Below are 11793 nucleotides of genomic sequence, written 5' to 3' on the forward strand. Positions count from 1 at the left end.
TGTGGTCAGCAGGCTAACTGTGGCGAGGGGGCTTGCTCCCGATGGGCTGCGCAGCAGCCCCAAAATCCCGGGAGCGCTACGCACTCCAACGCGAGCAAGCCCGCTCGCCACAAGGGCGAGCAGGGCGAGTGGTTATTGCGCGGGGTGGGACAGGCTGTAAACGTACGCCGCCAGCAAGTGCACCTTGTCATTGCCTTGCAGCACGTCCTGCGCTGGCATCTGGCCCTGGCGGCCGTGGCGGATGGTCTGTTGCAACTGCGCCAAACTGGTGCCGTAGATAAAGCCGCCGGGCTCGGTCAGGTTCGGCGCGCCCATGGCTTCTACGCCGTGGCCTTGTGGGCCGTGGCAAGCGACGCAGGTGCTGCTGAACGCGGCTTGACCGGCGACGAGGTCGGCGCTGTTGCCAGCCGGCAACGGCAGTTTGGCCAGGTCGTGGCGCACGTAGGCGGCAAGGTTTTTCACCGCGTCTTCGCCCAGCACTTCACCCCAGGCCGGCATCGCCGCGTGGCGACCGTTCAGGATGGTGGCTTTGATTGCCTCGGCCGAACCGCCCCAGCGCCACAGGTTGTCGGAAAGGTTCGGGAAGCCGTAGCCGCCCTTGGCATCCGAGCCGTGGCACACCGCGCAGTTGGAGGCGAACAACCGACCGCCCATTTTCAGCGCTTGCGGGTCTTTGGCGACTTCTTCCACCGGCATTGCCGCGAATTTGGCGAAGATCGGCCCGAATCGGGTGTCGGCGCGCGCCATTTCCTTGTCCCACTCCTTGGCCGAGGTCCAGCCGTCTTCGTAGCCCGGCAGCACGCCTTTCCAGTTGCCCAGGCCCGGGTAGAGGATCAGGTAGCCGACCGCGAACACCAGCGTGCCGGCGAACAGCATGAACCACCACTGCGGCAGCGGGTTGTCATATTCCTCGATGCCGTCGAAGGCGTGGCCCATGGTCTGGTCGACACTGCCCTTGGTCTCGCCCTTGCGGGTGCCGATCAACAGCCAGGTCAGGCCGGTCAAACTGCCGAGGGTCAGTACGCAAATCCATGCACTCCAGAAAGGTGTCATGGCTGGTTGCTCCTTGTTGCAGGCTCTGGTTGAGCGTCGGATGGAGAAGGTTCATCGGCAAACGGCAGCAGGCGCGCCTGCTCGAAGTCTGCGTTGCGGCGGTTGTTGAACACCCACAGCGACAGGCCGATAAACGCGATGGCGACCACCAGCGTGCCTAGGCCGCGAATAGTCCCCGCATCGAATTCAAATCCCATGGCTCACCTCTTGCTCTTGATGGCAGTGCCGAGCACTTGCAGGTATGCAACCAGCGCGTCCATTTCGGTCTTGCCCTTGAGGCTGGCAACCGCGCCACTGATGTCGTCGTCGGTGTAGGGCACGCCGAGGGTGCGCATCACCTTCAACTTGGTCTCGGTGTGGCTGCTGTCGACCTGCGCCGTGACCAGCCACGGGTAGGCCGGCATTTTTGACTCGGGCACCACGTTGCGCGGGTTGTACAAGTGCGCACGGTGCCAGTCGTCCGAGTAGCGCGCGCCGACGCGGGCCAGGTCCGGCCCGGTGCGCTTGGAGCCCCACAGGAACGGGTGGTCCCACACGCTTTCGCCCGCCACCGAGTAGTGGCCGTAGCGTTCGGTTTCGGCGCGGAACGGGCGGATCATCTGCGAGTGGCACTGCACGCAGCCTTCGCGGATGTAAATGTCGCGGCCTTCCAGTTGCAACGCGGTGTAGGGCTTCATGCCCTCGACGGGTGTGTTGGTCACGTCCTGGAAGAACAGTGGGACGATCTGGGTCAAGCCGCCGATACTCACGGCGAGCACCATCAGCAGCATCAGCAGGCCGACGTTTTTTTCAATCGTTTCGTGTTTCATCGCAGTCTCCTCAGGCCATCTGCGCGACAGGCGCGGCTTCGACCGGTTGCGCCGAACGCACGGTGCGCCACGTGTTGTAAGCCATCAGCAACATGCCGCTGAGGAACACTGCACCGCCCACCAGCCGCACGATAAAGCCAGGGTGGCTGGCCAGCAGGGTTTCGACGAAGGAGTAGGTCAAGGTGCCGTCTTCGTTGACCGCCCGCCACATCAGGCCCTGGGCGATGCCGTTGACCCACATCGAGGCGATGTAGAGCACGGTGCCGATGGTAGCCAGCCAGAAGTGCGCGTTGATCAGCCCGAGGCTGTGCATCTGCTCGCGGCCGAAGACTTTCGGGATCATGTGGTACAGCGCGCCGATCGAGATCATCGCCACCCAACCCAGCGCCCCGGCGTGTACGTGGCCGATGGTCCAGTCGGTGTAGTGGGAGAGGGCGTTGACGGTCTTGATCGCCATCATCGGGCCTTCGAAGGTCGACATGCCGTAGAACGCCAGCGACACCACCAAAAAGCGCAGGATCGGGTCGCTGCGCAACTTATGCCAGGCGCCCGACAGCGTCATCATGCCGTTGATCATGCCGCCCCAACTGGGCGCCAGCAGCACCAGCGACATCACCATGCCCAGCGACTGCGCCCAGTCCGGCAGCGCGGTGTAGTGCAAATGGTGCGGGCCAGCCCAGATGTACAGGGTGATCAGCGCCCAGAAGTGCACGATGGACAAGCGGTAGGAGTACACCGGGCGTTCGGCCTGCTTGGGCACGAAGTAATACATCATCCCCAAAAAGCCCGCGGTGAGGAAAAAGCCTACCGCGTTATGCCCATACCACCACTGCACCATGGCATCCGTCGCACCGCCATAGAGGGAGTAGGACTTGGTCAGGCTGACCGGTATTTCCAGGTTGTTGACGATGTGCAGGATGGCCACGGTGATGATGAACGCACCGAAGAACCAGTTGCCGACGTAAATGTGCTGGGTGGTGCGTTTCATCACCGTGCCGAAAAATACGATGGCATAGGCGACCCAGACGATGGTGATCAGGATGTCGATCGGCCATTCAAGTTCTGCGTATTCCTTGGAGCTGGTGTAGCCCAGCGGCAAGGTGATGGCGGCCAACACAATCACCAACTGCCAGCCCCAGAAGCAGAACGCGGCGATTTTTGGCGCGAACAGCCGGGTTTGGCAGGTGCGCTGCACCGAGTAAAACGAGCTGGCGAACAAGGCGCAGCCGCCGAACGCAAAGATCACCGCGTTGGTGTGCAATGGGCGCAGGCGGCCGAAGCTGGTCCAGGGCAAATCGAAATTCAGTGCAGGCCAAACCAATTGAGCCGCGAGAAAAACCCCGAGCCCCATGCCGACGATGCCCCACACCACCGTCATAATGGCGAATTGGCGGACCACCTTGTAGTTATAGGCGGTACTTAAAGTAGTGTTCATGGTTCCCCATCCACGGTTCAACCCAAGCCAGTGCGGCACTTGGGCTGGAGTTATAGGCAGACTAAAAAGCGAGGCAAGCATGGGCAAAGAGCACAAGGCCAGTATTGACGGGGATCAATGGGCGCAGTGTGTGCGCGAACGCGGCTGGTTGTGGGATGTCGCGACGCCTGCGGCGACGGGCGAGCCCGTCACGTTGATCCTGGCCCACGGCGCCGGTGCACCCATGGACTCGGCCTTTATGCACGACATGGCTGCACGCCTTGCCGGGCATGGCGTGAACGTGTTGCGCTTCGAGTTCCCGTACATGGCGCAGCGCCGTTTGGACGGCGGTAAACGCCCGCCGAACCCGGCGCCCAAACTGCTCCAAGCCTGGCGCGAGGTGTATGCCGAGGTGCGGCGTCATGTCGCTGGGAAACTGGCGATGGGCGGCAAGTCGCTGGGCGGGCGCATGGCCAGTCTGTTGGCCGATGAACTGGGGGCTGATGGGTTGGTGTGCCTGGGTTATCCGTTTTATGCGGTGGGCAAGCCGGAAAAACCGAGGGTCGAGCATCTGGCCGGGCTGAAGACGCCGACGTTGGTTGTGCAAGGTGAGCGTGATGCGCTGGGGAATCGTGCGGCGGTGGAAGGGTATGACTTATCGCCGAGCATCAAGGTGATGTGGCTGGTGGCGGGGGATCATGACTTGAAGCCGCTGAAGGCCTCGGGGTTTAGTCATGTGCAGCATTTGGAGGCTGCGGCGGTGCACGTGGCTGAGTTTTTGGCCCGCTGTTAAGGCCCATCGGGAGCAAGCCCCCTCCCACATGTTGAACTGTGTTCACACATTTCAACATGTGGGAGGGGGCTTGCTCCCGATAGCGGTCTACCGGTTAAAACGCTCCACCAGCGAGTACTGGGTATGGGCGGTATGCGTCAGCTCTTCACTCAACTGCGCCGAGTTCATGGCCTGTTCCGAGGTCTGATCCGCCAACAGCGCAATGGTGCTGATGTTACGGCTGATCTCTTCGGCCACCGAGCTTTGCTCTTCGGTCGCTGCTGCGATTTGCGTGGTCATGTCGGTGATATGCGCCACCGCTTCACTGATCCCCACCAACGCCTGATCCGCCTCCATCACCCGCGCCACACCCTCTTCGGCCTGGCGATGCCCGGCGTCCATGGTTTGCACGGCGGCAGCAGCGGTGTGCTGCAGCTTGGCGATCAGGGCATGAATTTGCCCGGTGGATTCAGCCGTGCGCTGCGCCAGTTGACGCACTTCGTCCGCCACCACCGCAAAACCACGGCCCATCTCACCGGCACGCGCCGCTTCAATCGCGGCGTTCAACGCCAGCAGGTTGGTTTGGTCGGCAATGCCTTTGATCACATCGACCACGCCGCCGATTTCGTCGCTGTCCTTGGCCAATTGGGTGACCGTCACACCGGTCTCGCCCACGGCCACGGACAGGCGCTGAATCGCCTCGCGGGTTTCGCCGGCGATGTCGCGCCCACGGCCGGTCAAGCGATTGGCTTCCTGAGTGGCGTCCGCCGTGCGCTGCACGTGGCTGGCCACTTCCTGTGTGGTCGCCGCCATCTGGTTGACTGCAGTGGCCACCTGCTCGGTTTCCACGCGCTGGCGTTCCAGGCCGCTGGAGCTGTTATGCGCCAGGGTGTTGGACTGCGCCGCTTGGGCGTTGAGGTGTTCGGCAGTGTCCTGCAAGCGCGTGAGGCAGGTCTTCAGACGGGCTTCCTGGCTGAGAATCGACATCTCCAGCCGCGCTTGTGCGCCTCGACTGTCGGTGTACATCTGCGCAATCAATGGGTCGGAGGTGGTCTGCTCAGCCAGGCGCAGCAAACGCTTGAGGCCACGTTGCTGCCAGCTCAGGCCGAGCAGGCCGAGCGGCACCGATAACCCGGCCGCCAGGGCAAAGCCCCAGTGCGAGTTGAGTGAGGCTCCGATCATGAAGCTCAACTGGCTGACCAGAATAAACGGCAGCCAGTCCTGCAAAATCGGCAGCCACTTGTCGCGCTGTGGCACGGCAGACTTGCCCTTGTTGATGCGTTGGTAGAGCGCTTCGGCCCGGCGGATCTGCTCGGCGGTGGGCTTGATGCGCACCGATTCGTAGCCGATCACCTGGTTGCCATCAAAGACCGGCGTCACATAGGCGTTAACCCAGTAGTGATCGCCGCTCTTGCAGCGGTTCTTGACAATGCCCATCCATGGCAAGCCTTGTTTGAGCGTTGACCACATGTGCGCGAACACGGCCGCCGGAACATCCGGGTGACGCACCACGTTGTGCGGGGCACGAACCAGTTCGTCACGGGTGAACCCACTGATCTCGACGAAGGCGTCGTTGCAGTAGGTAATCGTGCCTTTGGCATCTGTAGTGGAGATCAACCGTTGCTGAGCGGGGAAGGTGCGTTCGCGCTGGGTAACGGGTTGGTTATTACGCATGAGAGTTCAATCCGCAAGGCTTTCAGGGGTTGTCGGCCGGAATCTGCATTTATTTAACTTGAATTTGCAACAATCGACGGTGCGCGCTTTTGCAATCAAGAAAATCAGCCAGCCAGCATCGGGTAGGTGAACAACCCGAAGTGAAGCAGATTCAGCCCAAAGTGCGTGGCAATTGCCGCGCCCAGCCCACCAAAACGATACGCCAGGCCGTAACCCACGCCTGCAATGCCCGCCAACAGCACCCAATACCCACCCGCGCCCACGTGCGCCAGGCCGAACAACAGCGAGGCCAGCAACACGGCCAGGTGCTCGCCGTAGGGCAGGTGCTGGAAGCGCGGGCTCAAGCCGCCCTGTATGTAACCCCGGAACAGCGCCTCCTCCACCAGCGTGACCAGCAGCAGGTTGTTGAGTACCCACAGCCAGGCTTGCGCCGGCCATTTTGGTGCCCAACTGATGATCCCCAGCAACGCTGCGCCACCCAGCGCGGTGATTGCCGTGAGCGTCAACGCCAGTGCCGTCACGTAGATCGACAGGCGCAATGAGCGCTGCGCCACCAGCCATGGGCAGGCCAGCAGCAACCAAAAGCCAATCAGCGGTTTGTCCTGGTTCAGGTACATCGAAAACGGCGCGGAGTCAGGCGTAAAACGCTGTGGCGCGATGCCCAGGCCGTTGTAGAACCCCGGCAGCCAGTGCAGCGCCAGGCCCAGCGCCAACACAATAAACAAGCCGTGCCCGAGGTAACGCGCCCAAGGGTTGCGTTGCTGGCGAACGGCGTACCCGGCGATCAGCAGCAGGGCGACCGAAACCCCTGCCAGCATGCCCAGTTGCCCATAGGTCAACGCCACTGCGTAGCCAATCGAAAGCAACATCAGGTACAGCCAGGGCAGAGCGAGCATGTGAATGCCTCCAAAAAAACCGGCAGGCATTGTAGCGAGCGACCTGCGTTGGCTGTATGAAACTCTTGCGCGTAATTCGCCTGGGTGCGCCGCTAAAGCGCGTTGGCGGCTTTCCCCGGTCGCAACACCAGCCACAACGCCCCGGCAATCAACACCCCGCCGTACAGATGCGCCATCGACAACGGTTCATCCAGCAGCAGCGCGCCCCACAGCACGCCGAACGGCGGAATCATGAAGGTCACGGTCATCGACTTCACCGGCCCGATGGATGACAGCAGGCGGAAGTAAAGAATGTAGGCAAACGCCGTACACACCAGCCCCAATCCCAGCAATGACCACCACACTTGCCAGCCGCCCCAACTGGCCGGCGGATGGCTGATGGCGCTGTAGGCAAACAACGGCAGCAGGAACAGCGTAGCGCCCAGCATGCTGCCCAACGCCGCGAGCCGGCTGTCCAGCCCGCCGCGCTGGTCCAGCCAACGCCGCGCGAGAAAACCGGCAAAGCCGTAACAGGTGGTGGCCAGCAGGCAGGCGAGTGCACCCATCAGCAATTGCATGTCAAACGCCACCGGCCCGGCACGGGTCAGCACGCCCACGCCGAACAGGCCCAGCGTGACCCCGGCGATTTTTGACGGGGTGAGGCGTTCGCTGAAGAACAGCCCGCCGATTAACACGCCCATCAATGGCGTCGTGGCGTTGAAGATCGCCGAATACCCCGCGGGCAGCACTTGGGCTGCCAGCGAATACAGGGTTGCGGGAAGCCCGGAGTTGATCACGCCCAGCAGCAGAATGGTTTTGAATTTGCCCTGGAAGTCCCATTTCACGCGCATTGCCGCAAGGATCACCAGCAAGCCGGCGGCCGCAATCGAGACGCGAAAAAACGCGGTCGGCACGCTGCCGATTTCCGGCGCGATGACGCGCATGAACAAGAAACTCGCGCCCCAGATAGCAGCCAGCCCCAACAGGTACAGGATGTCGACAGGTTTCACGAAACGCTCCTCCATCAATAAGGTGGCGGAGTGTTGCGCAGCGGCTTGCTCGACACAATTGCTAATTACACGGTAAGCGGCAAGCCGTAAGCCGTAAGCGGCAAGCGGCAAGCGGCAAGCTGCAAGCAAACGCAATTCGGCAGGTACTTGCCGCTTGAAGCTTGAAGCTTGCCGCTTGCAGCTGCTTTTCTGCGACAATCGGCCCCCTGCATAAATAGATGACCAAAACGCACCTGATGACTGACCAAGCGCCCACTATCGACACACTGCTGAAAAACCTTGATCACGCCATGCTCGCCGACCGCCAACGCCTGCGGCGCCAGTTGCTTGAGCTGCGCAAGAAGCCCGATGAGCAGAAACTCGCGCAGTGGGTCGCGCGCATGCAGGCGTCTTACGCCCAGGTGACGGCGCGGCGCGCCAGCCTGCCGGTGATTCGTTACGACGACAGCCTGCCAATCGCCGCCAAGCGCGACGAAATCAAGGCCGCGCTGCTCAAGCATCAGGTGCTGATCATTGCCGGCGAGACCGGCTCGGGTAAAACCACGCAACTGCCGAAAATTTGCCTGGAAATCGGCCGTGGCCAATACGGCTTGATCGGCCACACGCAGCCGCGCCGCATTGCCGCGCGCAGCGTCGCCAGCCGCGTTGCCGAAGAACTGGCCACACCGCTTGGCGCGCTGGTCGGCTACCAAGTACGGTTCGAAGACCAGAGCGACGCCAATACCCTGATCAAGCTGATGACCGACGGTATCCTGCTGGCGGAAACCCAGAATGACCGCTACCTCGAACGCTACGACACGATCATCGTCGACGAAGCCCACGAACGCAGCCTGAACATCGATTTTTTGCTCGGCTACCTGAAAACCCTGTTGCCGCGCCGCCCCGACCTCAAAGTCATCATCACCTCGGCGACCATCGACCTGGAGCGCTTTTCCAAGCACTTCGACGACGCGCCGATTGTCGAGGTCTCGGGCCGTACGTTCCCGGTGGATACCTGGTATCGGCCGCTGACGCTGGAGCAGGACGAGGAGGGCAACCGCGTCGAGGACGACTTGACCGTCGACCAGGCGATCCTCGCCACGCTTGATGAAATCGCCGCTTATGAGCGTAGCGAGCGGCGCAGCCCCGGCGATGTGCTGGTGTTTTTGCCGGGCGAGCGCGAGATTCGCGACGCCGCCGAGATGCTGCGCAAAGCTCAATTGAAGCACACCGAAATTTTGCCGCTGTACGCGCGCTTGTCGCCGGCCGAACAGCAGCGCATTTTTCAGTCCCATCCTGGGCGGCGTGTGGTGCTGGCCACCAACGTCGCGGAAACTTCGCTGACGGTGCCAGGCATTCGTTATGTAATCGACAGCGGCACCGCGCGCATCAGCCGCTACAGCTACCGCGCCAAGGTGCAGCGCCTGCCGATTGAAGCGATTTCCCAGGCCAGCGCCAACCAGCGTAAAGGCCGTTGCGGCCGGGTTGAGCCGGGTATTTGTATTCGCTTGTTCAGCGAAGAAGATTTTATCGGTCGCCCGGAATTTACCGACCCGGAAATCCTGCGCACCAACCTCGCTGCCGTCATCCTGCAGATGCTGCACCTGCGGCTTGGCGAAATCACCGATTTTCCGTTCATCGAGCCGCCCGACGGCAAGGCCATCAGCGACGGCTTTAACTTGCTGCAAGAGCTTTCGGCGGTGGACCGCAACAGCCAGCTCACGCCGCTGGGCCGCCAACTGGCGCGCTTGCCGGTGGACCCGCGCATGGGTCGCATGCTGCTTGAGGCCGCCAAGCTCGGCAGCTTGCAGGAAGTGCTGATCGTCGCCAGTGCGATGTCGATTCAGGACCCGCGCGAGCGCCCGCCGGAGCGTCAACAAGCCGCCGACCAGGCCCACGCACAGTGGAAGGACGCCGATTCGGACTTCGCCGGTTTGGTTAACCTGTGGCGCGGTTTTGAAGAACAGCGCCAGGCACTCACTGCCAGTCCTTTGCGTAACTGGTGCCGCAAGAACTTCCTGAATTACCTGCGGCTGCGCGAGTGGCGCGACTCCCACCGCCAGCTCAGTCTGATCTGCCGCGACATGCAGTTGACCGTCAATAAAGAACCGGCGGACTTTGCCAAGCTGCACAAGGCGGTGTTGTCCGGCTTGCTCAGCCAGATTGGGCAAAAAACCGAAGACGGCGATTACCTCGGTGCACGCCAGCGGCGCTTCTGGATTCACCCGTCATCGGGCATCGGTAAAAAACGCCCGCAGTGGCTGATGGCCGCTGAGCTGGTAGAAACCACCAAGCTGTATGCGCGCATGGTGGCGAAGATCGATGCTGACTGGATCGAGCCGCTGGCCGGGCACCTGATCAAGAAAAACCACTTCGAACCGCATTGGGAGAAGAAACGCGGCCAAGTGGTCGCGTTTGAGCAGATCACCCTGTTCGGGCTGATTGTGGTCGGGCGTCGGCCAGTGCATTACGGGCCGATTGACCCGGTGGTGTCGCGCGAGCTGTTTATTCGTGAAGGTTTGGTGCGCGGCGAGATTCAGTCCAGGGCCAAGTGCCTGACGGCTAACCAGCAATTGCTGGAGCAGCTCGATGAACTGGAAGCCAAGGCGCGTCGTCGCGACATTCTTGCCGACGAAGAAACGCTGTACGCCTTCTACGATGCGCGCTTGCCGGCGGAGATTCACCAGACCGCAACGTTCGACAGTTGGTACAAGGTCAACAGCCAAAAAGACCCGCAGTTGTTGATCATGCGCGAAGAGGACGTGCTGGCCCGCGAGGCCAGTGAAGTCACCGCCGCGCATTACCCGGACACCTTGCACCTGGGCGACCTGGCGTTGGCGCTGAGTTACCACTTTGAGCCCAACCACCCGCGCGACGGCGTGACCCTGCGCGTGCCGGCGCCGCTGTTGCCGGCGTTGCCGCCGGAGCGGCTGGAGTGGCTGGTGCCGGGCGTGATCGAAGCCAAGTGCATTGCGCTGGTGCGCAACCTGCCTAAAGCGTTGCGCAAGAACTTCGTGCCGGTGCCGGACTTCGTCAAGGCGGCGCTGCAACGTATCGAGTTTGGCCAGGGTTCATTGCCCCAGGCGCTGGGGCGTGAACTGTTGCGCATGACCGGCGCGCGGGTCAGCGATGAAGCGTGGGCCGAGGCCGCGCAACAGGTGGAAAACCATCTGAAGATGAACCTGGAAGTGGTCGACGGGCAAGGCAAGTTCCTCGGCGAAGGCCGCGACTTGGCCGAGCTGACTGCGCGTTTTGCCGAAGCCAGCCAGGCCGCGTTGGCCGTGCCGAATACCGCGAAAAGCCAGCAGCCGGTAGAGGCCAAGGTGTTTGCGGCAGTGGCTGAAAAGACTCAGCAAAAGATCGCCGGCCTGTCGATGACGGTGTACCCGGCGCTGGTCGAAGACAACGGCACGGTCAAAGAAGGCCGCTTCTCTACCGCCGCCGAGGCCGAGTTCCAGCACCGCCGCGCCTTGCAGCGCTTGTTGATGCAGCAATTGGCCGAACCGGCGAAATTCCTCCGCGGTAAGTTGCCGGGCCTCACCGAGTTGGGGCTGATGTACCGCGAGCTGGGGCGCATCGACGGGTTGGTCGAGGAGATTCTGCTGGCCAGCCTCGACACCTGCATACTCGAAGGCGAAACCAGCCTGCCGCGTGACGGCGCGGGCTTGGCCGCCCTGGCCGAACGCAAGCGCGGCGCCTGGACCGAGCACGCCGAGCGCCTGGCACGCTTGACCCTTGAAGTACTCAAGCTTTGGCACGCGTTGCAAAAACGCTTCAAAGGCAAGATCGATTTGGCCCAAGCCGTGGCCTTGAACGACATCAAGCAACAACTGAGTCATTTGGTGTACCCAGGTTTTGTGCGGGAAACCCCGGCGCAGTGGTTCAAGGAATTGCCGCGTTTTCTTAAAGCCATTGAACTGCGCCTGGAGAAACTGCCGAGTCAGGTGCAAAAAGATCGCGTGTGGAGCACCGAGCTGAGCGGGTTGTGGGCGCAGTACCAGAACCGCCTGAATAAACACGCTCAAGAAGGCAAGCGCGACCCTCAGCTGGAGCTTTACCGCTGGTGGCTGGAGGAATATCGGGTGTCGCTGTTTGCCCAGCAATTGGGCACCAAGGTGCCGATTTCCGACAAGCGCCTGAGTAAACAGTGGAGCCTGGTAGAGAGCTAGGAGCCTATTGTAGCGATCGGGTTCGTGCTGGATATGGC

9 protein-coding genes are annotated in these 11793 nt (G+C 61.9%); 2 read left to right on the forward strand and 7 right to left on the reverse strand.

Features of this window, described 5'->3' with window-relative positions; genetic code table 11:
• Window positions 1-132: 132 nt before the first annotated feature.
• Genes ccoP through ccoN form a run of 4 tightly spaced genes read right to left on the reverse strand, consistent with a single transcriptional unit; the run spans window position 133 to window position 3297 of the window.
• Entirely contained in the window at window positions 133-1053 is a 921-nt protein-coding gene (gene ccoP / locus ACOZK9_RS06765; protein ID WP_421555492.1) for a cytochrome-c oxidase, cbb3-type subunit III, read from the reverse strand.
• Window positions 1050-1250, reverse strand: a complete 201-nt coding sequence (locus tag ACOZK9_RS06770) for a cbb3-type cytochrome oxidase subunit 3 (protein WP_058412220.1) — start codon at window positions 1248-1250, stop codon at window positions 1050-1052. Before ACOZK9_RS06770 ends, ccoP begins: the two co-directional genes overlap by 4 nt.
• 3 nt (window positions 1251-1253) lie before the next feature.
• Window positions 1254-1862 (reverse strand): cytochrome-c oxidase, cbb3-type subunit II, encoded by a 609-nt coding sequence (gene ccoO / locus ACOZK9_RS06775; protein WP_058412219.1) that lies wholly within the window; start codon window positions 1860-1862, stop codon window positions 1254-1256.
• A 10-nt stretch (window positions 1863-1872) separates the two neighbouring features.
• Window positions 1873-3297 (reverse strand): cytochrome-c oxidase, cbb3-type subunit I, encoded by a 1425-nt coding sequence (ccoN, locus tag ACOZK9_RS06780; RefSeq protein WP_152749814.1) that lies wholly within the window; start codon window positions 3295-3297, stop codon window positions 1873-1875.
• A gap of 79 nt (window positions 3298-3376) precedes the next feature.
• Here ccoN and ACOZK9_RS06785 point away from each other — a divergent pair, with 79 nt between their 5' ends.
• Entirely contained in the window at window positions 3377-4069 is a 693-nt protein-coding gene (locus ACOZK9_RS06785; RefSeq protein ID WP_421555493.1) for an alpha/beta family hydrolase, read from the forward strand.
• An 87-nt stretch (window positions 4070-4156) separates the two neighbouring features.
• On the opposite strand, the gene ACOZK9_RS06790 is transcribed toward ACOZK9_RS06785, so the two are convergent.
• The 3 genes from ACOZK9_RS06790 to ACOZK9_RS06800 form a co-directional block, all read right to left on the reverse strand.
• Complete coding sequence (locus ACOZK9_RS06790) at window positions 4157-5722, reverse strand: methyl-accepting chemotaxis protein (protein WP_058412216.1); 1566 nt, start codon at window positions 5720-5722, stop codon at window positions 4157-4159.
• A 104-nt stretch (window positions 5723-5826) separates the two neighbouring features.
• Window positions 5827-6618, reverse strand: coding sequence for a CPBP family intramembrane glutamic endopeptidase (locus ACOZK9_RS06795; protein WP_152749810.1), 792 nt, complete (start codon window positions 6616-6618; stop codon window positions 5827-5829).
• Between the two features lie 92 nt (window positions 6619-6710).
• Complete coding sequence (locus tag ACOZK9_RS06800) at window positions 6711-7607, reverse strand: EamA family transporter (protein WP_122249759.1); 897 nt, start codon at window positions 7605-7607, stop codon at window positions 6711-6713.
• A gap of 236 nt (window positions 7608-7843) precedes the next feature.
• Between ACOZK9_RS06800 and hrpA the strand changes: the two genes are divergently transcribed.
• Window positions 7844-11755: an ATP-dependent RNA helicase HrpA gene (gene hrpA, locus ACOZK9_RS06805; RefSeq protein ID WP_421555512.1), complete on the forward strand. Its 3912-nt coding sequence runs from the start codon at window positions 7844-7846 to the stop codon at window positions 11753-11755.
• Window positions 11756-11793 lie beyond the last annotated feature (38 nt).

This window comes from Pseudomonas kitaguniensis (assembly GCF_049199985.1).
GTDB lineage: Bacteria > Pseudomonadota > Gammaproteobacteria > Pseudomonadales > Pseudomonadaceae > Aquipseudomonas > Aquipseudomonas kitaguniensis.

Bases quoted from the DNA above. Each gene is read 5' to 3' on its own strand.
- ccoP (WP_421555492.1), bottom strand. From the start codon at position 1,053: ATGACACCTTTCTGGAGTGCATGGATTTGCGTACTGACCCTCGGCAGT.
- ACOZK9_RS06770 (WP_058412220.1), bottom strand. From the start codon at position 1,250: ATGGGATTTGAATTCGATGCGGGGACTATTCGCGGCCTAGGCACGCTG.
- ccoO (WP_058412219.1), bottom strand. From the start codon at position 1,862: ATGAAACACGAAACGATTGAAAAAAACGTCGGCCTGCTGATGCTGCTG.
- ccoN (WP_152749814.1), bottom strand. From the start codon at position 3,297: ATGAACACTACTTTAAGTACCGCCTATAACTACAAGGTGGTCCGCCAA.
- ACOZK9_RS06785 (WP_421555493.1), top strand. From the start codon at position 3,377: ATGGGCAAAGAGCACAAGGCCAGTATTGACGGGGATCAATGGGCGCAG.
- ACOZK9_RS06790 (WP_058412216.1), bottom strand. From the start codon at position 5,722: ATGCGTAATAACCAACCCGTTACCCAGCGCGAACGCACCTTCCCCGCT.
- ACOZK9_RS06795 (WP_152749810.1), bottom strand. From the start codon at position 6,618: ATGCTCGCTCTGCCCTGGCTGTACCTGATGTTGCTTTCGATTGGCTAC.
- hrpA (WP_421555512.1), top strand. From the start codon at position 7,844: ATGACTGACCAAGCGCCCACTATCGACACACTGCTGAAAAACCTTGAT.